Source organism: Pseudomonas oryzihabitans (assembly GCF_014522265.1).
In the GTDB taxonomy this organism is placed as follows: Bacteria; Pseudomonadota; Gammaproteobacteria; order Pseudomonadales; family Pseudomonadaceae; genus Chryseomonas; species Chryseomonas aestiva.
On record NZ_CP017024.1, the window covers coordinates 4,543,409 to 4,568,307 of the forward strand.

The following is a 24,899-nucleotide window of genomic DNA, read 5'->3' on the forward strand; positions in this document are numbered from 1 at the left end:
GAGATCGTTATGACCGCCATCGCCCATCGCGCCGCCCTGCTCCACAGCCTCGCCGACCCGGCCGAGGTGGGGCTGGACGCCTCCTACGAATACCATGCCGACGGCCTGCTGCTGGTCGCGGACGGCCGCATCCAGGCCATGGGCCCGGCCACCGAGCTGCTGCCCACCCTGCCCGCCGGCACCCAGGTCATCGAGCATCCCGACGCCCTGATCACCCCCGGCTTCATCGACACTCATATCCACTATCCGCAGACCGGCATGATCGCCAGCTACGCCGAGCAACTACTGGACTGGCTGGACACCTACACCTTTCCCACCGAGGGCGCCTTCGTCGATCCGGCCAAGGCCGCCGAGGTGGCCGAGGTCTTCGTCGGTGAACTGCTGCGCAACGGCACCACCACCGCCCTGGTGTTCGGCAGTGTCCATCCGCAGTCGGTGGATGCCTTTTTCGAGGTCGCCGAACGCCTCGACCTGCGCATGATCGCCGGCAAGGTGCTGATGGATCGCAATGCCCCGGACTATCTGCAGGACACCGCCGAATCCGCCTATGCCGACAGCAAGGCGCTGATCCAGCGCTGGCACGGCAAGGGCCGCCTGCACTATGCCATCACCCCGCGCTTCGCCCCCACCAGCACCCCGGAGCAACTGGAAGCCGCCGGCCGCCTGCTGGCCGAATACCCGGACGTCTACCTGCACACCCACCTCTCCGAGAATCTCAAGGAGATCGACTGGGTGAAGGCGCTGTTCCCGGAGCGCAGCCACTACCTGGACGTCTACGATCACTTCCAGCTGCTCGGTCCGCGCTCGGTGTTCGCCCACGGCATCCACCTCTGCGACGCCGAGTGCCAGCGCCTGCACGACACCGGATCAGCGGTGGCGCACTGCCCCACCTCCAACCTCTTCCTCGGTAGCGGACTGTTCGATCTCGAACGGATGGAAGCCTTCAAGGTCAACGTCGGCCTGGGTACCGACGTTGGCGCCGGCACCAGTTTCTCGCTGCTGCAGACCCTCGGCGAAGCCTACAAGGTGCAGCAACTGCGTGGCCATCGCCTGCATCCCTTCAAGTCGCTGTACCTGGCCACGCTGGGCGGCGCCCGCGCCCTGCGCCTGGACGAGCGCATCGGCAGCCTGGCCCCCGGCCACGACGCCGACTTCGTGGTGCTCGACCTCAAGGCCACCCCGCTGCTCGACTACCGCCTGCAACAGTCCAAGAGCCTGGAGGAAACCCTCTTCGTCCTCACCACCCTGGGCGACGACCGGGTGATACGGGAAACCCATGCCGCCGGTCGCCGGGTACACAGTCGCGACGCCTGATACCCTCACCCCGTAGCGTGGAAAACCGCGCAGCGTTTTCCACGGGTGGAGCAAAACGGCACTGTTGGGCTTTGGCGATGAAGCCCCCACAACCCAACCTACCCATTACCGTAGGTTGGGCTGAGCGCAGCGAAGCCCAACAAAACCCACCCCCATCCCATACGCACAAAAAACCGCCCCGAGGGGCGGTTTTCATGTTCAGCCTAGACCGACTCAACTGGTGCGATAGCGCTCCAGCCAGTGGGCGTAGGGCGCCGGCAGCACCCAGGACGGCTGGTCGACGCCCAGAGCCTTGGCCGCATAGTAGGGCCAGTGCGGATCGGCCAGGTGAGCGCGACCTACCATCACCAGATCCAGTTGCCCATCGGCCACCACCTGGTTGGCCAGCGCCGGGGTGTCGATGTTCCAGGCCGAGGCCACCTTGAGGCCGGTCGCCTTGCGTACCTGTTCGGTGACGGGTGCCAGCAGACCCGGTCCCCAGGGGATGTTGGCGGTCGGGGTGGAGAAGCCGATGCTGACACTCAGCAGGTCGAGGCCTTCGCGCTTGAAGCCCTGGGCCAGCTCTATGGATTCGGCCAGGGTCTCTTCGTCGCGACCGTCGTATTCGATCACGCCGAAACGCGCGGTCAGCGGCAGGTGCTCCGGCCAGACCTGGCGCACCGCGGCCAGGGTTTCCAGCAGGAAGCGGCTGCGGCCGGCGAGGTCGCCACCGTACTGGTCGTCGCGCTGGTTGGAATGCACCGAGAAGAAGCTCTGCGCCAGGTAGCCGTGGGCGAAGTGCAGCTCCAGCCACTCGAAGCCGGCCTCATAGGCACGCTTGGCGGCATCGACGAAGTCCTGGCGGACCCGGGCGATGTCGTCCAGGGTCATGGCCTTGGGCACCTTGGGCAGATTGGCGCCAAAGGCCACCGCGGACGGGGCGATGGTGTCCCAGCCACGGGCGTCGTCGGCGGCGATGTGGTCATCGCCTTCCCAGGGACGGTTGGCGCTGGCCTTGCGACCGGCGTGGGCGATCTGGATGCCCGGTACCGAACCGGCGGCCTTGATCGCCTGGACCACCGGCACGAAGGCCTGGGCGTGCGCGTCCGACCAGATGCCGGTGCAACCGGGGGTGATCCGGCCTTCCGGCGAGACCGCCGTGGCCTCGACGACCACCAGGCCCGCACCACCGCGGGCCAGGCCGGCATAGTGCACCTGGTGCCAGTCATTGATCACGCCATCGACGGCGCTGTACTGGCACATGGGCGGGATGGCGATGCGGTTGCGCAACGTCACGTCCTTCAGGGTAAAGGGTTGGAACAATGCGGACATCTGAGCGGTCTCCAATAAGGCGGATGTTGTTTCGTTATTTCGATATTAATCGAACATAACATAATCGCCAACCCCCGGTGTATGATTAGCGCATGCGCCCTTTCAAACATCCCAGTCCCGACGAATTCTCCCTTGAGCGCCTGTTCCACGCGCTCAGCGATCCCGTACGTCTGGACATCGTCCGCTACCTGGCGCGGGTCGCCGAGGCCACCTGTGGCGAACTTGACGGGGGCCGTCCGAAATCCAGCATGTCGCACCACTTCCGCGTCCTGCGCGACGCCGGCCTGGTACACACCCGCAACGCTGGTACCACGCACATGAACCAGTTGCGGCGCGACGACCTGGATCAGCGTTTCCCCGGGCTGATGGCAGCCATCCTGGCGCAGTCTTCCGATCCCGTGATCAAGCCGGACTAGCTCGCTCGTGGTGCAGCCTTAGCTGCGAAACCTCGGACTTGCCCATCGCTCTTGCCATCCCGTGCTGGTCGTCGGCTGCCGCTTCGCCTGGTCCGGGCGCCGGGAACTCCGACCTTGCTTTTCCGCTCTTCCCGGTATGAAGGTTGCAAAAGATAAAAGCAGCACCGACGCTGGACGCTGCCGGGAGGTAGACGATGGGCAAGCACTGGGGATTGGCGACCGCACTCGCAGGTGTCGCCACGTTGCTCGCCCTCGTACCCAGCCCTGAGCCCATCGCCGAGGCGCGGGGCATCCAGAGGGTCATCGCCTTTGGCGACAGCCTGATGGACTGCGGCACCTTCGGCCACATCTACGCAACCAACCCGGGGCGCACCTATCCCCAGGAAATTGCCGACGCCTACGGTATCGAACTGGGCCCCAATCGTCAGGTGGAAGGCTATGGTCACGAGGGTCCGAGCGATCCCGACGGCCTCTGCTACGCCGAGGGCGGCGCCGTAACCGGCAGCTTCACCGAGCCAGGCTTCGACCACAACGAGGCGCCGCTGGCGTTTTCCCAGCAGATCCGCAATTTCGAGATGCAGCATGGCCGCTTCCGCCAGCAGGACCTGGTGCTGGTGCAGATCGGCGGCAATGACATCATCGGCCCCTTCTACGACAAGACGCTCAAGGCCGCGCTGATGGCTGATGCCCCGCTGACTCCGGAGGTACGCACGCAGGTCGAGGCCCGGATCCGCCATACGGCCCTGAACGAGGTCAAGCTGCTGCGCTACCTGCTGAGCCTGGGTGCCCAGCGGCTGGTCGTGCTCAACAACACCGACTACGGCAAGGCGCCCTATCTCGAGCCCTGGACCGAGCAGGTGGCGCAGCGCAATCATGATCTGGTGAAGCTCTACAACGACACCCTGCAGGCCAACCTGCCGGCCGGAGACCGCCTGCTGCTGGTGGATGCATACCGGGTGATGGAAGAGGTCTTCGCCCACTACGGCAACTATGGATTCACCCATGCCGAAGGCGATGCCTGCCTGCCCGGTCGCGAATTCTGCGATCCGGACAGCTACGTCGAACCGGGCGCTGACCAGGCCTATATCTTCGGCGCCCGGGGTCATTTCGCCAGCCGTACCCACAGCATGCTAGCCCAGGTGGTGCTGGAACGTATCGCCCAGACCTGGCCAGACAGTGCCGTGCCGGACCGACCGCTGCTGGCCAGCGCCCGGTTGGCCAGCGAGCCGACGTTCCACTAGCCTGAGCGGATCCACGCCCCAGGCTGGTGCCGGCTCCCCCCCTGCGCGCACCGCCGCAGAGCAGTCGTCCCTAACTGCCGCGATAGGTTGAATAGCTGTAGGGCGAAACCAGTAGCGGCACATGGTAGTGCGCCGCCTCATCGGCGATGCCAAAGCGCAGGACCACGGTGTCAAGAAATGCCGGTTCCTCCAGCGTCGTCCCCCGTCGCCGATAGTAGTCACCCACCGCGAATTCCAGCTCGTAAGTACCCGCCGTAAAGGCTTCGCCCTGCAACAGCGGTGCATCGCCGCGGCCATCGGCATTGGTCCGCACTTCGCCCAGCGCCTGCCGCAACACCCCATCCAGGCGGTACAGGCGGACGGCGATGTCCGCGCCGGGGCAGCCGCCGGTAGTGTCCAGCACATGGGTCGTCAGGTAACCGCCAGGGGATGAAACGGACATGGGAGAACTCCTGCAAGGGGGATGATCCAGCCTAGCAGTTTTCTACCCGCCGATTGTATACAGCCCTTTGCCCCGCCCTGGCCTAGGGATCATCGTCCTCTAGCGCACCAAAGTCTTCAGACCGGTCAGACCAGTTGGGCAGGATTCTTGCTGGGACTCGGCAAAGGCCGCCAAACATTGTATACAAAACATCTCGACTGCCAGGATGCCCTTCCCATGACCTATCCCCGCGATCTCATCGGCTACGGTGCCCAGCCGCCCCACCCGCGCTGGCCGGGTGACGCCCGCATCGCCCTGTCCTTCGTGCTCAACTACGAAGAGGGTGGCGAACGCAACATCCTGCACGGCGACAAGGAATCCGAGGCCTTTCTTTCCGAGATGGTCGCCGCCCAGCCGCTGCAGGGCGTACGCAACATGTCCATGGAGTCGCTCTACGAATACGGCAGTCGCGCCGGCGTCTGGCGCATCCTGGAATTGTTCGCCAAGCACCAGGTACCCCTGACCATCTTTGCCGTGGCCATGGCCGCCGAGCGCCACCCCGAGGTCATCCGCGCCATGGTCCAGGCCGGCCACGAAATCTGCAGCCACGGCTATCGCTGGATCGACTACCAGTACCTGGACGAAGCCGAAGAGCGCGCCCATCTGCAGCGCGCCATCGAGATCCTTACCCGGTTGACCGGCGAGCGTCCGCTGGGCTGGTACACCGGCCGGACCGGGCCCAACACCCGGCGCCTGGTCATGGAGGAAGGCGGCTTTCTCTACGACAGCGACACCTACGACGACGACCTGCCCTATTGGGAGCCCGATACGCCCACCGGCAAGCCGCACCTGGTGATCCCCTACACCCTGGATACCAACGACATGAGATTCACCCAGGTCCAGGGCTTCCATACCGCCGAGCAATTCTTCCAGTACCTCAAGGACGCCTTCGACACCCTCTACGCGGAAGGTGCCAGCGCGCCCAAGATGCTCTCCATCGGCCTGCACTGCCGGCTGATCGGTCGCCCCGGCCGCCTGGTGGGTCTCAAGCGCTTCCTTGAATACGCCCAGAGCCATGAGCGCGTCTGGTTCGCCCGCCGGGTGGACATCGCCCGTCACTGGCACAGGGAGCATCCGCCGGCATGAGCGCCTTCCACACCGTCACGCCCAGCCAGCTGGATCGCGCCGCCTTCGTCGCGGCCTTCGGCGGCATCTACGAGCACTCCGCCTGGGTCGCCGAGCGCGCCTTCGACGAGGGCCAGCCGCTGCCGGACAGCGTCGACGCCCTGCATCAGCGCCTCGCCGCCCAGGTCGCCCGGGCCAGTCACGCCGAGCAACTGGCGCTGATCCAGGCACATCCGGATCTTGCCGGTCGCGCGGCCCTGGCTGGCGAGCTGACCGCCGCCAGCAGTGGCGAACAGGCCGGTGCCGGCCTCGATCAATGCACCCCGGACGAGCTCGAGCGCTTCACCCGCCACAACGACGCCTACCGCGCCAAGTTTGGCTTCCCCTTCATCATGGCGGTGAAGGGCAGCAACCGGCACCTGATCCTGGCGGCCTTCGAAGAGCGCCTGCCCAACAGCCCGGAGCAGGAATTCCAGCGCGCCCTGGCCGAGATCGATCGCATCGCCCTCTTCCGCCTGCAGACCCTCTGACCCTTCCCCGACAAGAGCACTCCATGAAACGCACCTATGCCGCGCCCTTCGAGAAGTACCTCAACCTCGCCGACGCCCGTCTCGGCACCCGCGTCATCAGCGTCACCGACGACTGGTTCGCCGCCGCCGACCGCATGCTCCAGCCCCACGAGCCCGAGTGGAAGGAAGGCGTCTACGACGACAACGGCAAATGGATGGACGGCTGGGAATCGCGACGCAAGCGTTTCGAAGGCTACGACCACGCGGTGATCCGCCTGGGCGTGCCCGGCTCGATCAAGGGCGTCGACATCGACACCCGCTGGTTCACCGGCAACTATCCGCCCTCAGCCTCCCTGGAAGCCTGCTTCTGCGCCGAGGGCGATCCGGCCGAAGACGCTGCCTGGACCGAGGTGCTGCCGGCCATCGAGATGCAGGGCAATAGCCACCACTACCATGCCATCGCCGATGACCGCCCCTGGACCCACCTGCGGCTAAACATCTTTCCGGACGGCGGTGTGGCGCGCCTGCGCGTCTATGGCATTCCCCATCGCGACTGGTCGGCCCAGGCCGAAGACGAGGTACTGGACCTGGCTGCCGCGCTCAATGGCGGGCGCGCCCTGGCCTGCAATGACGAGCACTACGGCCGCATGAGCAACATCCTCAACCCCGGTCGCGCCGACAGCATGGCCGATGGCTGGGAAACCGCGCGCCGTCGCACCCCCGGCAATGACTGGGTGATCATCGCCCTGGGCCATGCCGGCACCGTCGAGGAGATCCTGGTGGACACCCTGCACTTCAAGGGCAACTACCCGGACAGCTGCCAGATCCAGGGCGCCTTCGTCCGCGGCGGTACCGATGGCCAGATCGAGACCCAGAGTCTGTTCTGGAAGGAGCTGCTGCCGCCGCAAAAGCTGCAGATGCACCAGGAGCACAGCTTCCGGGAGCAGGTCCGCGACCTTGGCCCCATCACTCACGTGCGCCTGAACATCTTTCCGGACGGCGGTGTCAGCCGGCTGCGACTGTTCGGCAAGGTGGCACGGGGCCAGGCATGAGTCGGCCACTGCGCATCGAGCCGCTGACTGCCGAGGGCTTCGCGCCCTTCGGCGAGGTCATCGAGACGGCGGGCCGGGACTGGTATCCGATCAACAACGGCTCGACCCGGAGATACCACGCTCTGGCCCGGGTCGCGACGGGACCGGCGGACGGCGCGGCGATCATCAGCATCTTTCGCGCCCGGCGCCTGGACTATCCGCTGACCATCGCCATGCTCGAACGCCATCCCCACGGCAGCCAGGCCTTCGTGCCGCTGCGCGGCGAACCCTTTCTGGTAGTGGTGGCGCCACCCGCAACGGAGCCGGATGCCCGCGCCATCCGCGTCTTTCGCGCCGATGGCCAGCAGGGCATCAACTACCACGCCGGGGTCTGGCACCATCCGGTGCTGGCCCTGCGCGACGAAGATGAATTCCTCATCGTTGATCGCGCCGGCAGCCTGCCCAACTGCGACGAGTTCTTTTTCCCCGCGCAGGAATGCCCGATACTGGCGCTCTAGGGCCCCACCGGCGCGCGCCTGAGTTGCTTGCGCAGCAGGCGCGCACTGTCCAGGCAGACCCAGGCCACCGCCAACCAGATGGGACCATAGGTCCAGATCGCGCCCTCCGGCAGTTGCTCACCGAGCACATAGAGGGCGACGAACACCAGCAGCGCCGGCTCCACATAGCTGAGGATGCCGAACAGACTCAGCGGCAGCATGCGACTGGACGCCAGCATGGCGGCGAAGGCGATGGCACTGAGCAGGCCCAGGCCCGGCAGGAGCGCCCACAGCCAGGGCGTCTGCTGCAGGATGGCGCCGGGCGAGAACCAGTGCAGGGCGAGCAGCGCGAAGGGCAGCAGGCAGCACATCTCCAGGACAAAGCCCGACAGCGCATCCACCGCCATCCAACGGCGCAGGACGAAATACGGCGGATAACCCACCACCGGCAGCAGGCTGACCCAGGACAGCGCCCCGGTCACCCAGACCTCGTTGACCACCCCCAGCAGCGCGCAGACCACCGCTACCCGCTGCAGCGGCCGCAGGCGCTCGCCATAGACCAGGCGCCCGGTCAGCACGATGGCCAGCGGCAGCAGGAAGTAGCCCAGCGACATGGCCATGGCCTCGCCATTCATGGTCGCCCAGACGAACACCCACCACTGGATGCCCATCAGCAGCGCCGCCGCCGGGATGGCCAGGCACAGGCGGGGCTCGCGCACCAGGCGTTTGAGCGTAGCCCACAGGGCCCTGCCCTCCCGCAGCACCACCACCAGCAGCAGCACCATCGGCAACGACCAGACCACCCGCAGGGCCACGACCTGCAGGCCATCCAGCGGCGCCAGCCAGGCGAAGTACACCGGCATCAGCGCGAACAGCACCGACGACAGCACCGAAAGGCCCAGGCCCTTGCCGGACAGCACAGTCATGATGGGCGCCCCAGACGATTGATGAACAGTGACAGCAGAATGATCGCGCCGCCCAGCAACAGCCTGGGCAGATCGGCCGGGTGCTGCCAGATCAGCAGGCTGACCAGCAGCCCGGCCGGCACATGGGCCTCGTTCATGATCGCCAGGGTACCGCCGTTGACCCGCAACGAACCCAGCGTCCACCAGTAGAGGCCGAGCGCCGTGGCGAAGACGCCCATCCACACCAGCACGCCCCATTGCAGGCCGGTGCTGGGCAGCCGCGCCGGATTGCCGAACAGCAGGAAGGATAGCGCCGCCACCAGCAGGGCACCGAAAAAGAACAGCCCGAAGTAGCGATGCAGGGCACCCTGCCCGGCATAGGCATGGCCCAGGTGCTTGCACAGCACCTGACCGGCGGCGAAGGTCAGGTTGGCCACCTGCAGCAACAGGAAGCCGAGCAGATAGTCACCGGTCAGCGGCTGGAAACGGATCAGCGCCGCGCCGCCCACCGCCACCACGGCCGCCAGCAGCGACCAGAGGCGCAAGCGCCGCTGCCAGGCGTCGTCCAGCAGGGTCACATAGATCGGCGTGAGCACGGTGAACAGCAGCACCTCGGGCACCGTCAGCACGGCAAAGCTGCGGTACAGGCACAGATAGGTGATGCCGAACTGCAGCGCGCCCGCCGCCATCAGCCCCAGGGCGAAGCGTCCCGGCACCCCGCGCCAGCGGGTGAACGGCAGGAACAGCACGAAGGCGATGGCCACGCGGACCAGCACGGCGAAATCGCTGTCGACCCGACCGGCGAGGTACTCGCCGATCAGGCTGAAGGAAAACGCCCAGATGAGGGTGACGAGCAGGAGATAAGGCATGGCGGCGACGCACGAAAAAGGTGCGCGACCTTAACGTGCCCGTCGCCGGAGGGAAACCCCCGGCTCGTCACCAGCTAGCGGGTGGCGTTGAGGCCCGCGGGCTCGGCGCCGCTGAGCGCCGCTACCGACTGATTGGCCTGCAGCACATTGTCGGCGCCCGAGACCAGGGTCTTGGGTTCGGCCACGCCGGCGGCGCGCGACCAGTAGACCTGCTGATTGGAACCGCCCACGGCGATGTCGGCCTGGCTGAGCAGGGTCAGCCGCGCCTGGGCGCCGTAGCCATAGGCATCGACCTTGGCCAGGCCGTCGCTGCCGCGCACATTGGCCTGCACCTGCTGGTAGCCACCGCCAATGCTCAGGCTGGCCACCGCGCCCTTGACCGTGGTGACGCTACCCAGACCATGGATGGTCAGCGCCTGGGCGCTGTCGAGCACCAGCCGATGATGACTGCCGTAGACGGTCACCGTGCCGCACTGACCTTTCAGCGTCAGGGTATTGCCTTCGCCGGACAGGGACACGTCCCGGCCTTCGCAGTCGAGCGTGCGACTGATGTTCATGCCGTCGATATCGAGCGGCTCGGCTGCCGCCGCGCGGGATTCCTCGGCCTGGACCAGCAGCGGCGCGATGACCAGACAGCAACCCAGCAACGCCTTGAATGACGACATGAAGACTCCTTGTCTTGCCTAGAGTGGGAAACTCATCGGCTGACTTGGAGGGCGGCGCGGGTGGGACATTTGACCCGCCGCGCGACATTTTTTCATGCCGTGATGAACGCCGCGTTTTCCCAGGGCGACCGCAGGCACTAACATGCGCCCTTTCGTGGCTCCAGAGCGCTCGATGAAGACTCCACGCGTTTCCCTCGATCAATGGCGGACCCTGCAGGCGGTGGTGGATCACGGCGGCTATGCCCAGGCCGCCGAGGTGCTGCATCGCTCCCAGTCGTCGGTCAGCTATACCGTCGCCCGCATGCAGGAGCAGCTCGGCGTGCCATTGTTGCGTTTGGAGGGCCGACGCGCCGTGCTGACCGATGCCGGCGCCGTGCTCCTGCGCCGCTCGCGCCGCCTGGTGCAGCAGGCCAGCCAGCTGGAGGAACTGGCCTATCACATGGAACAGGGCTGGGAATCCGAGGTGCGGCTGGTGGTGGACGCCGCCTACCCGACCCGTCCGCTGCTGCTGTGCTTGCGCGAATTCATGCCGCAGAGTCGTGGTTGCCGCATACGCCTGCGCGAAGAGGTCCTGTCCGGGGTGGAGGAGGCCCTGCTCGACGGCTCGGCGGACCTGGCGATCACCGGCCTGGTGATCGCCGCCCATCTGGGCGCCTCCCTGGGCAACGTGGAATTCGTCGCCGTCGCCCATCCCGAGCATCCGCTGCACCTGCTGCAGCGCACCCTGGTGACCGCCGATCTGGAAGAGCAGTTGCAGATCGTCATCCGCGACAGCGGCCGCGCCCAGCCACGGGATGCCGGCTGGCTGGCCGCCGAACAACGCTGGACGGTGGGTAGCATCAGCACCGCCGCCACCTTCCTGCGCGACGGCCTGGGCTTCGCCTGGCTGCCGCGGGACGCCATCCAGACCGATCTCGACGCCGGCCTGCTCAAGCCGCTGCCGCTGGAACAGGGCGCCCAGCGCTTCCATCCCTTCCAGCTCTACAAGACCCGCCAGCACGAGCTGGGCCCGGCGTCACAGATCCTCATGAACCTGCTGCGCAAGCATGCCCTGCCACGCTGACCGTGGCGGGGTGCCAGCCGGGTTGCTATCGTTCGCCAGTCGTCTCTGCCACTCAAGGATTCATCATGTTCAAAGCCCTGCTTGCCGCCTGCGCCCTGTTCGTCGCCTCCACCACCTGGGCCGCGGACAATCCGCACGTGCTCATCAGCACCAACAAGGGTGACATCGAGGTCGAACTGGATGCGGCCAAGGCACCGGTCAGCACAGAGAACTTCCTGGGCTACGTCGACAGCGGGTTCTACAAGGGCACCCTGTTCCATCGCGTCATCCCCGGCTTCATGATCCAGGGCGGTGGCTACACCCGCGACATGCAGGAGAAGCGCACCAAGGCGCCGATCAAGAACGAAGCCGACAACGGCCTGAAGAATCTGCGTGGCACCCTGGCCATGGCACGGACCTCGGACGTCAACTCCGCCACCAGTCAGTTCTTCATCAACGTCGAGAACAATGCCTTTCTGGACCACGGCTCGCGCGACTTCGGCTACGCGGTATTCGGCAAGGTCGTGCGCGGCATGGAAGTCGTCGACCAGATCGCCGGGGTCCAGACCACGCGCCAGGGCATGCTGCGCGACATTCCCCGTGAACCGGTGATGATTCTCGCTGCCAAACGGCTGTAGCCGACCCGTCCTGCCGGACGATCCGCTGGCGGTCGTCCGGTTAACCAGGCGAGGCCCCAGTGCGAGACGCCGTCTCCCCCCACAAGGACCCCGCATGATCTTTCGCCGCTTCGAACGCATCATCGATGCGTTTCGGGAAGCCCCCGATGAAATGCCGCCCACTGGGATCGGCGCCTTCTATCTCCACTTTCTCAAGCAAGCCTGGCCGGCCTTCGCCCTGCTGCTGGCAGTGGGGCTGATCGGCGCCCTCGTCGAAGTCGCCCTGTTCAACTTCATCGGCCAGATCGTCGACCTCGCGGGCAGTGCGCCCAACAGCACGGTGTTCTTCCAGGAACACGGTGGGACCCTGATCTGGATGGCAGTGGTCACCCTGGTCATCCGGCCCCTGTTCATCAGCCTGCACGACCTGCTGGTGCACCAGACCATCACCCCCAGCCTCACCACCCTGATCCGCTGGCAGAACCATCGCTACGTGCTCAAGCAGAGCCTGGGCTTCTTCCACAGCGACTTCGCCGGGCGCATCTCCAGCCGTATCATGCAGACCGGTGTTTCCCTGCGCGACTCGGCGGTGCAGGCGGTGGACGCGATCTGGCACGTGCTGATCTTCGCCGTCACCTCGCTGATCCTGTTCGCCCAGGCCGATGTCTGGCTGATGGTCCCGCTGATCCTCTGGATCGTCGGCTATGTCATCGCCCTCTGGTATTTCGTGCCCCAGACCAAGGAGCGTTCGGCCATTGCCTCCGAAGCCCGCTCGCAGCTCTCCGGGCGTATCGTCGACGGCTACACCAACATCTCCACCCTCAAGCTGTTCTCCCACTCGGCACAGGAGGAGCAATACGCCCGCCAGGCCATGGAAGAGCAGACCGAGAAGGCCGAGAGCGCCGCCCGGCTGATCACCGCCATGGGCGTGACCATCGCCATCCTCAGCGGCTTCCTCATCGCCGGCACCACGGGCCTCGCCCTCTGGCTCTGGCACCAGGGCGTCATCTCGGTGGGGGCCATCGCCCTGGCCACCGGCCTGGTGATCCGCATCAACAGCATGTCCGGCTGGATCATGTGGGTGGTCAACGGCATCTTCGAGAACATCGGCATGGTGCAGGACGGCATGAGCACCATCGCCAAGCCGCGCCAGGTTGGCGACGCCCCGGACGCCAAGCCGTTGCAGGTGACCCGCGGCGCGGTGCTGTTCGAGGACATCGCCTTCCACTACGGCAAGGGCGCCGGCATCATCGAAGGCCTGACCCTCGATGTCGCTCCAGGCGAGAAGATCGGCCTGGTCGGCCCTTCGGGCGCCGGCAAGTCGACGCTGATCAACGTGCTCTTGCGCCTCTATGACCTGGAAGGCGGTCGCATCCTGGTCGATAGCCAGGACATCGCCCACGTCACCCAGGAAAGCCTGAGGTGCCAGATCGGCGTGGTTACCCAGGACACCTCGCTGCTGCACCGTTCGATCCGCGAGAATCTTCTCTACGGTCGTCCCGAAGCCACTGATGAAGAGCTGCACGCCGCCCTGCGCAAGGCCAAGGCCGACGACTTCATCGCTCGCATCACCGATGCTCATGGCCGTACCGGGCTGGATGCCCAGGTGGGTGAACGCGGGGTCAAGCTCTCCGGCGGTCAGCGCCAGCGCATCGCCATCGCCCGCACCCTGCTCAAGGACGCGCCGATCCTGCTGCTGGACGAAGCCACCTCCGCCCTCGACTCCGAGGTGGAAGCGGCGATCCAGGAAAGCCTGGAAACCCTGATGGAAGGCAAGACGGTGATCGCCATCGCCCACCGCCTGTCGACCATCTCGCGTATGGATCGCCTGGTGGTCATGGAGCGCGGGCAGATCGTCGAGATGGGCTCCCACGACGAGCTGATCGCCTACAACGGCCTCTATGCCCGTCTATGGCGCCACCAGACCGGCGGCTTCGTCGGTCACGGCGTACCGGGCAGGCAGCGGGTGCGCAGCAGCTCCAGCTGACGCTGCTGGTCCAGGCCCGGATAGAAGCCTTCGATCTTCTGCAGGCCACCCAGCCAGCTGCGCTTCTCCACCACGCACTCGAACACCGGGCAGGCAACCTGCCCGGTCTTGCCGCAGTCCTGGTAGTAGCCAAGGCGCTGGCTCTTCTGCGCCGTACCTTGGAACGGACCCTGGCGCTCCTGCAGCACATAGAAGTCGATATCCGCGGCGCTGCGATGATTCTCCCATTGGAACGCCAGGGTGCTGGGATAGAAGAGCACCAGCAGGCCTGCCAGCAGTACCCAGAGAATGCCGGCCGTCACCGGCAGCGGCAGACGCGAACGGAAGCGGCGGCCACCGCGGATGATCAGCGCGGTCACCACCGTGACCAGCGCCAGGGCGATGCACAGCGACGGCAAGCCGGTGATGACCTGCCCCGCCACGCCGATGTCCAGGCCGCTGGGCGACGGTACCGTCCGGTAGCCGATCTCCACGCGCTCCCAGCCCACCTGATTGCCGATCAGACCAACGAGACCAAAGACCGCGGCCAGGCCAAGGAGCACCCAGAAGGTACGGGGATTGCTGCTGCGCATAGGGAATCTCGTCCAGACAAAGACCGGGAGACTGCCTAAGCCCGCCGGCGAAGGCAAATCGGAATTCCGCCGGTCCCGGCGCCTGAAGCCGGAGGTTCGGCAAGCCGCTGTCGAGCTGATAGACTGCCGCCCCGCAGCCGCCACACACCGTGGCCCAACGCGAGTGGTTATCGTGGAAATTTTCAAAGAATTCGTTTTCGAAGCCGCACACTTCCTGCCCAACGTGCCGGCCGGGCACAAGTGCGGTCGTCTCCATGGGCATTCCTTCAAGGTAGGCCTGCACCTCGAGGGCGCCATCGACCCTCATACCGGCTGGGTGCGGGATTTCGCCGACATCAAGACCGTCTTCAAACCCCTGTACGAGCGTCTCGACCACCATTATCTGAACGACATCCCGGGCCTCGAGAACCCCACCAGCGAAGTGCTCGCGCGCTGGATCTGGCAACAGCTCAAGCCTCTGCTACCCGAGCTCAGCCAGGTTCGCGTCCACGAGACCTGTACCTGCGGCTGCATCTACCGCGGCGACTAATTCGCCCCTCCCATTCAAGGCGGCGATGGCGGCAGTCATTTTTCTGCCATAATTCGCGCCTGCCAACTGTCGACGTATCCCCATGTTCGAACTTTTCAGCGGACTCCACGCCTGGGTCGCCATCAGCCTCGTCCTGGCCCTGGCCTTTGTGCTGGCCTTTGAATTCATCAACGGCTTTCACGACACCGCCAACGCCGTCGCCACGGTGATCTATACCAAGGCGATGCCGCCGCACCTCGCGGTGTTCTTCTCCGGTATCTTCAATTTCCTCGGCGTGCTGCTCGGCGGGGTCGGCGTCGCCTACGCCATCGTCCACCTGCTGCCGGTCGAGCTCTTGATCAACGTCAACACCGGCCACGGCCTGGCCATGGTGTTTTCGCTGCTCGCCGCGGCCATCACCTGGAACCTGGGCACCTGGTACTTCGGTATCCCGGCCTCCAGCTCCCACACCCTGATCGGCTCCATCCTCGGTGTCGGGGTGACCAACGCCCTGCTGACCGGCCTGCCGGTGAGCGAAGGCGTGAACTGGCAGAAGGCGATCGACATCGGCCTGTCGCTGATCTTCTCGCCGCTGGCCGGCTTCGCCGTCGCCGGCCTGCTGCTGCTCACCCTCAAGCGCTGGCGGCCGCTGTCGAAGATGCACAAGACCCCGGAACAGCGCCGCGAAGTGGATGCCAAGAAGCACCCGCCCTTCTGGAATCGCCTGATGCTGGTCCTCTCGGCCATGGGCATGAGCTTCGTGCACGGCTCCAACGACGGTCAGAAAGGCATCGGCCTGATCATGCTGGTGCTGATCGGCATCGTCCCGGCCAAGTTCGTGCTGGACCTGGACAGCACCACCTACCAGATCGAGCGCACCCGCGACGCGGCCATCCACCTGGGCCAGTTCTACGAGCGCCAGGGCGACAACCTCAAGGACTTTCTCGCCGAAGTGCCCGGCAATCGCGACCTGCCCCAGGAATTCCGCTGCGCCCCGCACATGACCGTGCCGACCCTGCAGGCGCTGCTGGCCGATCTGGAAGGCATCACCGACTACCGCGCCATGAGCGACGACCATCGCCAGCAGGTCCGCCGCTATCTGCTGTGCCTGGACGACACCGCCAAGAAGGTGAGCAAGCTGCCGGTGCTGACCGCGCGCGATCGCGACGACCTCAGCCGCCTGCGCAAGGACCTCACCAGCACCACCGAATACGCGCCCTTCTGGGTCATCATCGCGGTCGCCCTGGCGCTGGGCATCGGCACCATGGTCGGCTGGCGCCGCGTGGTGCTCACCGTGGGCGAGAAGATCGGTCGCCAGGGCATGACCTATGCGCAGGGCGTTAGCGCCCAGGTGACGGCCGTGGCCGCCATCGGCATGGCCAACGTCTTCGCCCTGCCCGTCTCCACCACCCACGTGCTGTCCTCGGGCGTCGCCGGCACCATGGTCGCCAACCGCAGCGGCCTGCAGGGCAGCACGGTGCGCAATATCCTCATGGCCTGGGTCCTGACCCTGCCAGCCTCCATGGCTCTCTCCGCCGGTCTGTTCTGGCTGGCCCACCTGTTCCTGTGACCCGTACCGACCGAGCGCCGCGCGAGCGGCGCCCGGTCGGACCCCTCGTCGGGAAAGCCCGAACAGGATAGCTATTGACGAGTCTACTGAAATGTGTCCCAGCAGAGACACCTTTCCGAGACAGCCGTACGGTGAACGTCAATGACTCCTGCGACCTACATCCTTCTCCTGGTACTTGGCTGGCTAGCCCTGGCGCTGGCCATACTCTGGGCCATGCTGCGTCTGGCACGCCGCGCCAGACCCGTGGCGACGTCCGCGCCCAGGGCGCTGCCCACGGCCATTCCCACCTCCCCCGTGAGTCCAGGCAAACACCTGGTCTGCTAGCACTGCGGACGTGACGAGGCCACCTCGACACCTGGGCAGTGTGTGGGGAAAAAGGAAGATTCTTATTGTTTGAAAGGAAGGGATTCGAACCGACGCGAATCAGGTGAGCAGGGTATTTTCCTGAGCGCTGCGGCTCATCTGCTCAAGGATCTGGTCTTGCTGCTGCGGGGTCAGGGTATCCCAGCAGTGATGCTTGACGAACAGCCCGGCGCCAAAGGCGACGTACAGCGACAGGGCGACGATGACGAGCGTTTCCAGCCCGACGATGGCCCAGGAACGGCTCTTGGAAGCATTGTCCTTGGTTTTCATAACGACCTCATCAAATTAAGAGGGGCAATAGTTTAGTCCCTTAAGCAACTGCCGTGCAGCGCCAGCCGTCGAATGGTCAAGCCTCTTGACCTGAATCCCCGATGTGGCTGTGCGCTTCTGTCGGATCGATCGCGCCGGCAACATTTCCCCATGGCCCAGCCACGGCGGTGCGAATGCACGCCAGGCGCCGCGCTGGTATACTCCGCCGACTGACGGGTCGCTGCAGGCCCTGCCGGTTCCGCTGGCTGTATCGGCCGATCCCGCAATTTCCGCAGCGACGCTTTGTCGCATCGCACGTCCATCGCCGCCGCGCCTGTCGCGCGGCCCGATAACGCCTTCTTGGGGCGTCTATCGACTCAAGGGTCGATCCTCGCTCGCCCGGCTTCGCGCCACAGCTGTGATAAAGAGGAGTTAAAGCAAGACATGTCCACCACGTCGAAGATCATCTACACCCTGACCGACGAAGCGCCCGCCCTCGCGACCTATTCGCTGCTACCCATCGTCGAGGCCATCACCGCCTCCTCCGGCGTCGCCCTCGAAACCCGTGACATCTCCCTTGCCGGCCGCATCATCGCCCTCTTCCCCGAGCACCTGAAGGAAGAGCAGCGCATCTCCGACCACCTCGCCGAACTCGGCGAGCTGGCCACCACTCCCGAAGCCAACATCATCAAGCTGCCCAACATCAGCGCCTCGGTACCGCAGCTCAAGGCCGCGATCAAGGAACTGCAGGGTCAGGGTTACGCCCTGCCGGATTATCCGGACGAGCCGAAAAACGACCAGGAAAAGGACGTCAAGGCGCGTTACGACAAGGTCAAGGGCAGTGCCGTGAACCCGGTCCTGCGCGAAGGCAACTCCGACCGCCGCGCGCCGCTGTCGGTCAAGAACTACGCCCGCAAGCACCCCCATCGCATGGGTGCCTGGAGCGCCGACTCCAAGTCCCACGTTGCCCACATGGACGCCCATGACTTCTATGGCAGCGAGCGCTCGGCCACGATCGAGAACGCCGGCAGCCTGAAGATCGAACTGATCGGCAAGGACGGCAGCAGCAAGGTCCTGAAAGAGAAGACCGCGGTCAAGGCCGGCGAGATCGTCGATGCCTCGACCATGAGCCGCAAGGCCCTGCAGAGCTTCATCGCCGCCCAGATCGAAGACGCCAAGGCCAAGGGCGTGCTGTTCTCGGTGCACCTGAAGGCCACCATGATGAAGGTCTCCGACCCCATCATGTTCGGCATCATCGTCGGCGAGTTCTACAAGGACGTACTGGCCAAGCACGAAGCCGCCCTGAAAGAAGCCGGCTTCGACCGCAACAACGGCATCGGCGACCTCTACGCTCGCCTGTCCAGCCTGCCGGAAGCCACCCAGGCCGCCATCAAGGCCGATTTCGACGCCCAGTACGCTCAGCGTCCGGCGCTGGCCATGGTCAACTCCGACAAGGGCATCACCAACCTGCACGTACCGAGCGACGTCATCGTCGACGCCTCCATGCCGGCCATGATTCGTGATTCCGGCAAGATGTGGAACACCGAAGGCAACCTGCAGGACACCAAGGCCATCATCCCCGACCGCTGCTATGCCGGCGTCTACCAGGTGGTGATCGAGGACTGCAAGCAGCACGGCGCCTTCAATCCCAGCACCATGGGCAGCGTACCCAACGTCGGCCTGATGGCGCAGAAGGCCGAGGAATACGGTTCCCACGACAAGACCTTCCAGATCCCCACCGACGGTACCGTGCGCGTGACCGACGACCAGGGCAAGGTGGTCTTCGAGCATCCGGTCGAGGCCGGTGACATCTGGCGCATGTGCCAGACCAAGGACGCGCCGATCCAGGACTGGGTCAAGCTCGCCGTCAACCGTGCCCGCGCCAGCGGCACCCCGGCGATCTTCTGGCTGGACCAGAATCGCGCCCATGATGCCCAGGTCATCGCCAAGGTCGAGCGCTACCTCAAGGACCATGACACCAACGGCCTGGACATCCGCGTCCTGTCGCCCGAGGAAGCCACCCGCGTGTCCCTGGAGCGCATCCGCAAGGGCGAGGACACCATCTCGGTGACCGGCAACGTCCTGCGCGACTACCTGACCGACCTCTTCCCCATCATGGAACTGGGCACCAGCGCCAAGATGCTGTCCATCGTCCCGCTGATGAACGGCGGCGGCCTGTTCGAGACCGGCGCCGGCGGCTCCGCGCCCAAGCACGTCCAGCAGCTGGTGCAGGAAAACCACCTGCGCTGGGACTCCCTGGGCGAATTCCTGGCCCTGGCCGAATCCCTGAACCACCTGGGCGAAACCACCGGTAACGCCAAGGCCAAGATCCTCGCCAAGACCCTGGACCAGGCCAACGGCCAGTTCCTCGACAGCAACAAGTCGCCGTCGCGCAAGACAGGTGAACTGGACAACCGCGGCAGCCACTTCTACCTGGCGCTGTACTGGATCCAGGCCCTGGCCGAGCAGAGCGAAGACGCCGAGCTCAAGGCCCAGTTCGCGCCGGTGGCCAAGTCGCTGACCGCCGACGAAGCCAAGGTGGTCGCCGAGCTGAACGGCGTCCAGGGCCAGGCCGTGGACATCGGTGGCTACTACCATCCCGACCAGGCCAAGACCCGCCAGGCCATGCGTCCGAGCGCCACGCTCAACGCCGCCCTGGAACAGCTCAAGGGCTGAACCTGAAGGCTGCGTCCGCAGCCTGAACGGTTGATTCGGCGAACCCCGGCCCTGGCCGGGGTTCGCTGCATTTGGGACCAACAAAGCTTAAGGCGTATACTGCGCGATTACCGATAGCGGAGTCCGAGATGGATTGGCACGCCCACGTCACCGTGGCCACCGTGGTGGAAGACGCCGGTCGTTTCCTGCTGGTGGAAGAAGAGAAGCAGGGTCGCCTGGTGCTCAATCAGCCGGCCGGGCACCTTGAGCCGGGCGAGAGCCTGATCGAGGCGGCACGCCGCGAGACCCTGGAAGAAACCGCCTGGCAGGTGGAGATCCAGGGCGTGATCGGCATCGGCCTCTATGTGGCGCCAGCCAATGGCGTCACCTACTACCGCACGGCCTTCCATGCCCGCCCCCTGGCCCACGATCCCGGGCGCGCCCTGGACGCCGATATCACCCGCGCGGTGTGGCTGACGCTCGACGAGATCCGCGCCGAACAGGCGCGGCTGCGCAGCCCCCTGGTCCTGGACGCCATCGAGAAATACCTGGACGGCCACCGCTATCCCCTGTCGATGATCGTAGATATGAGAGGTTTTTGAAGTGAACGGCACCCGCGTCATCGTCGGCATGTCCGGCGGAGTGGATTCCTCGGTCTCGGCCCTCTTGCTCAAGGAGCAGGGCTATCAGGTCGAGGGCCTGTTCATGAAGAACTGGGACGAGGATGACGGCACCGAGTACTGCACCGCCAAGGACGACCTGGCCGATGCCCAGGCGGTCTGCGACCGCATCGGCATCAAGTTGCACACAGCCAACTTCGCCGCCGAATACTGGGACCACGTCTTCGAGCATTTCCTAGCCGAATACAAGGCTGGCCGGACGCCGAATCCGGACATCCTCTGCAACCGCGAGATCAAGTTCAAGGCCTTCCTCGACTATGCCCTGGCCCTGGGCGCCGAGCTGATCGCCACCGGCCACTACGTGCGTCGTCGCGATGTCGACGGCCAGACCCTGCTGCTCAAGGGCCTGGATGCCAACAAGGACCAGAGCTATTTCCTCCACGCCGTGGGCGGCGAGCAGCTGGCGCGCACCCTCTTCCCGGTGGGCGAACTGGAAAAGCCCGAGGTCCGCGCCATCGCCGAGCTGCATGGCCTGGCCACCGCGCGCAAGAAGGACTCCACCGGCATCTGCTTTATCGGCGAGCGCCGCTTCAGCGACTTCCTCAAGCAGTACCTGCCGGCCCAGCCGGGCGACATCGAGACCACCACCGGCGAGGTCATCGGCCGCCACCACGGCCTGATGTACCACACCATCGGCCAGCGCCAGGGCCTGGGCATCGGCGGCATGAAGGACGCCGGTGACGATCCCTGGTACGTGCTGAGCAAGGACCTGACGCGCAACGTGCTGATCGTCGGCCAGGGCAACGCTCACCCCTGGCTGTTCGCCGAGGCCCTGACCGTCGGCGAGATGTTCTGGGTCAACGACCTGGAGCTCGCCCAGCCGCGCCGCCTCACCGCCAAGGTTCGCTATCGCCAGCAGGACCAGCCCTGCCGGATCGAGCGCCAGGGCGCCGGCTACCGGGTGGTCTTCGACGAACCCCAGCGTGCCGTGACCCCCGGCCAGTCGGTGGTCTTCTACGACGGCGACGTCTGCCTGGGCGGCGGCGTGATCGAACACTACCAACCCGCCTGCGCCGAGGCGCCCGCCGCATGAATCGTACCCAGGAACAACTCATCGCCTTGGGCGGCGTCTTCCAGGCCTCCCTGCTGGTCGACCAGCTGGCGCGCACCGGCCAGGTCGCGGAAGAACCCCTGGCCTGCCTGCTCGGCAGCCTGCTGGTAAGGGATCCGGGCAGCACCCTGGAGGTCTATGGCGGCAGCGTCGCCCCCTTGCGCGAAGGCCTCGGCGCCCTCTCCAGCACCCTGGAGCGCAATCCCAACAGCCTGCAGCGCGAGCCTCTGCGCTACGCCCTGGCGATGACCGCCCTGGAACGCAAGCTGGAGAAGCGCGGCGACCTGCTCGACCTCATCGGCCGGCGCCTCACCCAGATCCAGTCCCAGGTCGAACACTTCGGGGTGGCCCACGAAAACGTCATCGCCGCCTGCGGTGGCCTCTACGAGGACACCCTGAGCACCTTCAAGCAGCGCATCCAGGTGCACGGCGAAATGCGCTACCTGCAGCAGTCCGCCACCGCTTCGCGGGTGCGCGCCCTGCTGCTGGCCGGCATCCGTTCCGCCCGCCTGTGGCGCCAGCTCGGCGGCCATCGCTGGCAGTTGGTGCTCAATCGCCGCAAGCTGCTCGACAACCTCTATCCCCTGCGCAACAGCTGATCCCGGACTGGCCGGCGGCGGTACTACAGCCCCGGCCTTTGCGTGTAGAATTCCGCCCCTTTCTCCCCCGCTACCAAGAGAATGCCCATGCAGCTCTCCTCGCTCACCGCCGTATCGCCCATCGACGGCCGTTACGCCGGCAAGACCGCCGCCCTGCGCCCCATCTTCAGCGAATTCGGCCTGATCCGTTTCCGCGCCCAGGTCGAGGTCCGCTGGCTGCAGCGCCTGGCCGCCCACGCCGGCATTCCCGAGGTCGCCCCCTTCTCCGCCGAGGCCAATGCCCTGCTGGACAAGCTGGCCACCGACTTCAGCGTCGAGCAGGCGCAGCGGGTCAAGGACATCGAGCGCACCACCAACCACGACGTCAAGGCCATCGAGTACCTGCTCAAGGAAGAAGTCGCCGACCTGCCGGAACTGGCTGCGGTGAGCGAATTCATCCACTTCGCCTGCACCTCCGAGGACATCAACAACCTGTCCCATGCGCTGATGCTGCGCGAAGGTCGTGACCAGGTGCTGCTGCCGCTGATGCGCCAGATCGCCGGCGAGATCCGTGCGCTGGCCCATCGCTTCGCCGACGTGCCCATGCTCTCGCGCACCCATGGCCAGCCCGCCTCCCCACCAGCCTGGGCAAGGAACTGGCCAACGTGGTCTATCGCCTGGAGCGCCAGATCGAGCAGATCGCCGCCGTCCGCCCGCTGGGCAAGATCAACGGCGCCGTGGGCAACTACAACGCCCACCTGTCCGCCTACCCGGACGTCGACTGGGAAGCCAATGCACGCACCTTCATCGAAGGCGACCTCGGCCTGACCCTGAATCCCTACACCACCCAGATCGAGCCGCACGACTACATCGCCGAGCTGTTCGACGCCATCGCCCGTTTCAACACCATCCTGATCGACTTCGACCGGGACATCTGGGGCTACATCTCCCTCGGCTACTTCAAGCAGAAGACCGTGGCCGGCGAGATCGGCTCCTCGACCATGCCGCACAAGGTCAATCCCATCGACTTCGAGAACTCCGAAGGCAACCTGGGTATCGCCAACGCCATCCTCCAGCACCTGGCCAGCAAGCTGCCGATCTCCCGCTGGCAGCGCGACCTGACCGACTCCACCGTGCTGCGCAACCTGGGCACCGGCCTGGCCCACGGCGTGATCGCCTACGAAGCCACCCTCAAGGGCATCAGCAAGCTGGAACTCAACGCCGCCCGCATCGCCGAAGACCTGGACGTCTGCTGGGAAGTGCTGGCCGAGCCGGTGCAGACCGTGATGCGCCGCTATGGCGTGGCCAACCCCTACGAGAAGCTCAAGGAGCTGACCCGTGGCAAGGGCATCAGCGCCAGCGCCCTGCAGGATTTCATCGACGGTCTGGAGATCCCCGAGGCCGCCAAGGCGGAACTGCGCCAGCTGACCCCGGCCGGCTATATCGGCAACGCTGCCGAACAGGCCCGTCGGGTCTGAAGATCATCCTTTTTCTACGCCCGGCCTCGCCGGGCGTTTTTCATTGCGCGAGGTGTGCATGAACCCGGATCAACCCCTGCAACTGCTCGGCGGCCTGACCGCCCGTGAATTCCTCCGCGACTACTGGCAGCAGAAACCCCTGCTGATCCGCCAGGCCCTCCCGGACTTCCAGAATCCCCTGGAGCCCGACGAACTGGCCGGCCTGTCGCTGGAAGAGGAAATCGAATCCCGCCTGATCATCGGCCAGGACCAGACCTGGGAGCTGCGCCGCGGTCCGCTCCCGGAAGACACCTTCGCCGGCCTGCCCGAGCGGGACTGGACCCTGCTGGTGCAATCGGTCGACCAGTTCGTGCCCGAGGTGGCCGAGGTGCTGGAGTCTTTCCGCTTCCTGCCCAACTGGCGCGTCGACGACATCATGGTCAGCTATGCCGCCCCGGTGGCGGTGTCGGCCCCCACTACGATCACTATGACGTCTTCCTGCTGCAGGGCCATGGCCGCCGCCGCTGGCGCATCGGCCAGCAATGCACCGCCGACAGCCCGCTGATCGACGGCCTGGAGCTGAAGATCCTTGCCGATTTCCAGCAGACCGACGAATGGGTCCTGGAACCGGGTGACATGCTCTACCTGCCGCCAGGTCTGGCCCATGACGGCATCGCCGAAGACGAATGCATGACCTACTCCATCGGCTTCCGCGCGCCCAGCGCCGGCGAGGTGCTCACCCACTTCACCGATTTCCTCGCCCAGTTCATCCCCGAGGACGAGCGCTACAGCGACGCCGGCTGCGCGCCGGCCAGCGAGCATCCGGCGGAGATCCCGCCCGAGGCCATCGAACGCCTGCGCGGCCTGATGGAGCGCCACCTGAGCGATGATCGCCTGCTGCTGGCCTGGTTCGGCCAGCACATGACCGAGCCGCGCTATCCGGAGCGGGTCGCCGGGGAAAACCTCAGCGCCAAGCAGCTGCGCAAGGAACTCGACGAAGGCGCCCTGCTGATGCGCAACCCCAGCGGCCGCATCGCCTGGAGCCGCCTGGAAGACGAGGTGATGGTGTTCGCCAGCGGCCAGAGCCGTCTGCTGCCCATGCGCCTGCAACCGCTGCTCGACCTGCTATGCTCGGCGGAGGTCTTGCACGAGGCCAATCTCGCGCCCTGGCTGCAGGACGACGATGCCATGCGCCTGATCCGCGAACTGCTCCAGCAGGGCAGCCTGATCTTCGCCGGAGAAGACGACGACGAGTGAGAGGGAGCC

24 protein-coding genes and 2 pseudogenes are annotated in these 24,899 nt (G+C 65.8%); 19 read left to right on the forward strand and 7 right to left on the reverse strand.

Translation table 11 applies throughout. The features are described from left to right. The first annotated feature begins 9 nt into the window (after positions 1 to 9). On the forward strand, positions 10 to 1,314 hold the full coding sequence (guaD, locus tag BGI51_RS21020) for a guanine deaminase (RefSeq protein ID WP_437179417.1): 1,305 nt from the start codon (positions 10 to 12) through the stop codon (positions 1,312 to 1,314). A gap of 213 nt (positions 1,315 to 1,527) precedes the next feature. On the opposite strand, the gene BGI51_RS21025 is transcribed toward guaD, so the two are convergent. Then, positions 1,528 to 2,625, reverse strand: a complete 1,098-nt coding sequence (locus BGI51_RS21025) for an NADH:flavin oxidoreductase/NADH oxidase (RefSeq protein ID WP_133861022.1) — start codon at positions 2,623 to 2,625, stop codon at positions 1,528 to 1,530. A 92-nt stretch (positions 2,626 to 2,717) separates the two neighbouring features. On the opposite strand from BGI51_RS21025, the gene BGI51_RS21030 reads away from it, so the two are divergent. Both BGI51_RS21030 and BGI51_RS21035 read left to right on the forward strand, forming a co-directional pair. Next, on the forward strand, positions 2,718 to 3,041 hold the full coding sequence (locus tag BGI51_RS21030) for an ArsR/SmtB family transcription factor (protein WP_133861023.1): 324 nt from the start codon (positions 2,718 to 2,720) through the stop codon (positions 3,039 to 3,041). A gap of 242 nt (positions 3,042 to 3,283) precedes the next feature. Next, entirely contained in the window at positions 3,284 to 4,282 is a 999-nt protein-coding gene (locus tag BGI51_RS21035) for an SGNH/GDSL hydrolase family protein (protein WP_187979619.1), read from the forward strand. A gap of 70 nt (positions 4,283 to 4,352) precedes the next feature. Here BGI51_RS21035 and uraH read toward each other — a convergent pair whose 3' ends face one another. Then, positions 4,353 to 4,724, reverse strand: coding sequence for a hydroxyisourate hydrolase (uraH, locus tag BGI51_RS21040; RefSeq protein WP_187979620.1), 372 nt, complete (start codon positions 4,722 to 4,724; stop codon positions 4,353 to 4,355). Between the two features lie 216 nt (positions 4,725 to 4,940). Here uraH and puuE point away from each other — a divergent pair, with 216 nt between their 5' ends. Genes puuE through BGI51_RS21060 form a run of 4 tightly spaced genes read left to right on the forward strand, consistent with a single transcriptional unit; the run spans position 4,941 to position 7,886 of the window. Beyond that, on the forward strand, positions 4,941 to 5,849 hold the full coding sequence (gene puuE / locus BGI51_RS21045; RefSeq protein WP_187979621.1) for an allantoinase PuuE: 909 nt from the start codon (positions 4,941 to 4,943) through the stop codon (positions 5,847 to 5,849). Beyond that, complete coding sequence (gene uraD / locus BGI51_RS21050) at positions 5,846 to 6,358, forward strand: 2-oxo-4-hydroxy-4-carboxy-5-ureidoimidazoline decarboxylase (protein ID WP_133861027.1); 513 nt, start codon at positions 5,846 to 5,848, stop codon at positions 6,356 to 6,358. Before puuE ends, uraD begins: the two co-directional genes overlap by 4 nt. A gap of 23 nt (positions 6,359 to 6,381) precedes the next feature. Then, a complete protein-coding gene (gene alc, locus BGI51_RS21055; RefSeq protein WP_133861028.1) occupies positions 6,382 to 7,389 on the forward strand; it encodes an allantoicase in 1,008 nt (335 codons plus the stop codon). Continuing rightward, a complete protein-coding gene (locus BGI51_RS21060; protein ID WP_187979622.1) occupies positions 7,386 to 7,886 on the forward strand; it encodes an ureidoglycolate lyase in 501 nt (166 codons plus the stop codon). The genes alc and BGI51_RS21060 overlap by 4 nt, the downstream gene beginning before the upstream one ends. On the opposite strand, the gene rarD is transcribed toward BGI51_RS21060, so the two are convergent. The 3 genes from rarD to BGI51_RS21075 form a co-directional block, all read right to left on the reverse strand. After that, positions 7,883 to 8,791, reverse strand: a complete 909-nt coding sequence (gene rarD, locus BGI51_RS21065) for an EamA family transporter RarD (RefSeq protein ID WP_187979623.1) — start codon at positions 8,789 to 8,791, stop codon at positions 7,883 to 7,885. The genes BGI51_RS21060 and rarD overlap by 4 nt on opposite strands. Beyond that, positions 8,788 to 9,639, reverse strand: a complete 852-nt coding sequence (locus BGI51_RS21070; protein WP_187979624.1) for an EamA family transporter — start codon at positions 9,637 to 9,639, stop codon at positions 8,788 to 8,790. The genes rarD and BGI51_RS21070 overlap by 4 nt, the downstream gene beginning before the upstream one ends. 74 nt (positions 9,640 to 9,713) lie before the next feature. Next, positions 9,714 to 10,304 carry a DUF3060 domain-containing protein gene (locus BGI51_RS21075; protein WP_187979625.1) on the reverse strand — a complete coding sequence of 197 codons (591 nt, stop codon included), beginning with the start codon at positions 10,302 to 10,304 and terminating at the stop codon, positions 9,714 to 9,716. A 172-nt stretch (positions 10,305 to 10,476) separates the two neighbouring features. Here BGI51_RS21075 and BGI51_RS21080 point away from each other — a divergent pair, with 172 nt between their 5' ends. The 3 genes from BGI51_RS21080 to BGI51_RS21090 all read left to right on the forward strand — a co-directional run bounded on the left by BGI51_RS21080 (position 10,477) and on the right by BGI51_RS21090 (position 13,950). Next, entirely contained in the window at positions 10,477 to 11,367 is an 891-nt protein-coding gene (locus tag BGI51_RS21080; protein ID WP_133861033.1) for a LysR family transcriptional regulator, read from the forward strand. Between the two features lie 62 nt (positions 11,368 to 11,429). Next, entirely contained in the window at positions 11,430 to 11,984 is a 555-nt protein-coding gene (locus BGI51_RS21085; protein ID WP_222613601.1) for a peptidylprolyl isomerase, read from the forward strand. A 94-nt stretch (positions 11,985 to 12,078) separates the two neighbouring features. Continuing rightward, complete coding sequence (locus BGI51_RS21090; protein ID WP_187979626.1) at positions 12,079 to 13,950, forward strand: ABC transporter ATP-binding protein; 1,872 nt, start codon at positions 12,079 to 12,081, stop codon at positions 13,948 to 13,950. On the opposite strand, the gene BGI51_RS21095 is transcribed toward BGI51_RS21090, so the two are convergent. Beyond that, on the reverse strand, positions 13,905 to 14,522 hold the full coding sequence (locus tag BGI51_RS21095) for a hypothetical protein (RefSeq protein ID WP_187979627.1): 618 nt from the start codon (positions 14,520 to 14,522) through the stop codon (positions 13,905 to 13,907). The two genes, BGI51_RS21090 and BGI51_RS21095, sit on opposite strands and share 46 nt — an antisense overlap. A 172-nt stretch (positions 14,523 to 14,694) precedes the next feature. On the opposite strand from BGI51_RS21095, the gene queD reads away from it, so the two are divergent. From queD to BGI51_RS21110, 3 genes are all read left to right on the forward strand, one after another. Beyond that, positions 14,695 to 15,051 (forward strand): 6-carboxytetrahydropterin synthase QueD, encoded by a 357-nt coding sequence (gene queD, locus BGI51_RS21100; RefSeq protein ID WP_133861037.1) that lies wholly within the window; start codon positions 14,695 to 14,697, stop codon positions 15,049 to 15,051. Between the two features lie 82 nt (positions 15,052 to 15,133). Continuing rightward, on the forward strand, positions 15,134 to 16,600 hold the full coding sequence (locus BGI51_RS21105) for an inorganic phosphate transporter (RefSeq protein WP_187979628.1): 1,467 nt from the start codon (positions 15,134 to 15,136) through the stop codon (positions 16,598 to 16,600). 141 nt (positions 16,601 to 16,741) lie between these two features. After that, the gene (locus tag BGI51_RS21110; protein ID WP_187979629.1) at positions 16,742 to 16,924 is read left to right on the forward strand and encodes a hypothetical protein; all 183 of its coding nucleotides are present in this window, start codon (positions 16,742 to 16,744) and stop codon (positions 16,922 to 16,924) included. Between the two features lie 99 nt (positions 16,925 to 17,023). On the opposite strand, the gene BGI51_RS21115 is transcribed toward BGI51_RS21110, so the two are convergent. Further along, positions 17,024 to 17,233 (reverse strand): hypothetical protein, encoded by a 210-nt coding sequence (locus BGI51_RS21115; protein WP_187979630.1) that lies wholly within the window; start codon positions 17,231 to 17,233, stop codon positions 17,024 to 17,026. Positions 17,234 to 17,656: 423 nt separating this feature from the next. On the opposite strand from BGI51_RS21115, the gene BGI51_RS21120 reads away from it, so the two are divergent. From BGI51_RS21120 to BGI51_RS21145, 6 genes and pseudogenes are all read left to right on the forward strand, one after another. Continuing rightward, on the forward strand, positions 17,657 to 19,888 hold the full coding sequence (locus BGI51_RS21120) for an NADP-dependent isocitrate dehydrogenase (RefSeq protein WP_133861041.1): 2,232 nt from the start codon (positions 17,657 to 17,659) through the stop codon (positions 19,886 to 19,888). Positions 19,889 to 20,016: 128 nt separating this feature from the next. Further along, positions 20,017 to 20,469, forward strand: coding sequence for an NUDIX hydrolase (locus BGI51_RS21125; RefSeq protein ID WP_187979631.1), 453 nt, complete (start codon positions 20,017 to 20,019; stop codon positions 20,467 to 20,469). A gap of 1 nt (position 20,470) precedes the next feature. Beyond that, a complete protein-coding gene (gene mnmA, locus BGI51_RS21130; RefSeq protein ID WP_133861043.1) occupies positions 20,471 to 21,580 on the forward strand; it encodes a tRNA 2-thiouridine(34) synthase MnmA in 1,110 nt (369 codons plus the stop codon). After that, positions 21,577 to 22,197, forward strand: a complete 621-nt coding sequence (gene hflD, locus BGI51_RS21135) for a high frequency lysogenization protein HflD (protein ID WP_133861044.1) — start codon at positions 21,577 to 21,579, stop codon at positions 22,195 to 22,197. The genes mnmA and hflD overlap by 4 nt, the downstream gene beginning before the upstream one ends. Positions 22,198 to 22,284: 87 nt before the next feature. After that, positions 22,285 to 23,654: pseudogene (gene purB / locus BGI51_RS21140) on the forward strand (adenylosuccinate lyase). Between the two features lie 58 nt (positions 23,655 to 23,712). Then, positions 23,713 to 24,890, forward strand: a pseudogene (locus BGI51_RS21145) (JmjC domain-containing protein). The last annotated feature ends 9 nt before the right edge of the window (positions 24,891 to 24,899 follow it).

Excerpts from the sequence above, each read along its gene's own strand:
- BGI51_RS21025 (WP_133861022.1), bottom strand. The coding sequence starts at position 2,625 with ATGTCCGCATTGTTCCAACCCTTTACCCTGAAGGACGTGACGTTGCGC.
- BGI51_RS21105 (WP_187979628.1), top strand. The coding sequence starts at position 15,134 with ATGTTCGAACTTTTCAGCGGACTCCACGCCTGGGTCGCCATCAGCCTC.
- BGI51_RS21090 (WP_187979626.1), top strand. The coding sequence starts at position 12,079 with ATGATCTTTCGCCGCTTCGAACGCATCATCGATGCGTTTCGGGAAGCC.
- uraH (WP_187979620.1), bottom strand. The coding sequence starts at position 4,724 with ATGTCCGTTTCATCCCCTGGCGGTTACCTGACGACCCATGTGCTGGAC.
- BGI51_RS21060 (WP_187979622.1), top strand. The coding sequence starts at position 7,386 with ATGAGTCGGCCACTGCGCATCGAGCCGCTGACTGCCGAGGGCTTCGCG.
- BGI51_RS21125 (WP_187979631.1), top strand. The coding sequence starts at position 20,017 with ATGGATTGGCACGCCCACGTCACCGTGGCCACCGTGGTGGAAGACGCC.
- BGI51_RS21070 (WP_187979624.1), bottom strand. The coding sequence starts at position 9,639 with ATGCCTTATCTCCTGCTCGTCACCCTCATCTGGGCGTTTTCCTTCAGC.
- BGI51_RS21110 (WP_187979629.1), top strand. The coding sequence starts at position 16,742 with ATGACTCCTGCGACCTACATCCTTCTCCTGGTACTTGGCTGGCTAGCC.
- uraD (WP_133861027.1), top strand. The coding sequence starts at position 5,846 with ATGAGCGCCTTCCACACCGTCACGCCCAGCCAGCTGGATCGCGCCGCC.
- BGI51_RS21120 (WP_133861041.1), top strand. The coding sequence starts at position 17,657 with ATGTCCACCACGTCGAAGATCATCTACACCCTGACCGACGAAGCGCCC.
- puuE (WP_187979621.1), top strand. The coding sequence starts at position 4,941 with ATGACCTATCCCCGCGATCTCATCGGCTACGGTGCCCAGCCGCCCCAC.
- rarD (WP_187979623.1), bottom strand. The coding sequence starts at position 8,791 with ATGACTGTGCTGTCCGGCAAGGGCCTGGGCCTTTCGGTGCTGTCGTCG.
- BGI51_RS21115 (WP_187979630.1), bottom strand. The coding sequence starts at position 17,233 with ATGAAAACCAAGGACAATGCTTCCAAGAGCCGTTCCTGGGCCATCGTC.
- BGI51_RS21095 (WP_187979627.1), bottom strand. The coding sequence starts at position 14,522 with ATGCGCAGCAGCAATCCCCGTACCTTCTGGGTGCTCCTTGGCCTGGCC.
- alc (WP_133861028.1), top strand. The coding sequence starts at position 6,382 with ATGAAACGCACCTATGCCGCGCCCTTCGAGAAGTACCTCAACCTCGCC.
- hflD (WP_133861044.1), top strand. The coding sequence starts at position 21,577 with ATGAATCGTACCCAGGAACAACTCATCGCCTTGGGCGGCGTCTTCCAG.
- guaD (WP_437179417.1), top strand. The coding sequence starts at position 10 with ATGACCGCCATCGCCCATCGCGCCGCCCTGCTCCACAGCCTCGCCGAC.
- BGI51_RS21080 (WP_133861033.1), top strand. The coding sequence starts at position 10,477 with ATGAAGACTCCACGCGTTTCCCTCGATCAATGGCGGACCCTGCAGGCG.
- BGI51_RS21030 (WP_133861023.1), top strand. The coding sequence starts at position 2,718 with ATGCGCCCTTTCAAACATCCCAGTCCCGACGAATTCTCCCTTGAGCGC.
- BGI51_RS21075 (WP_187979625.1), bottom strand. The coding sequence starts at position 10,304 with ATGTCGTCATTCAAGGCGTTGCTGGGTTGCTGTCTGGTCATCGCGCCG.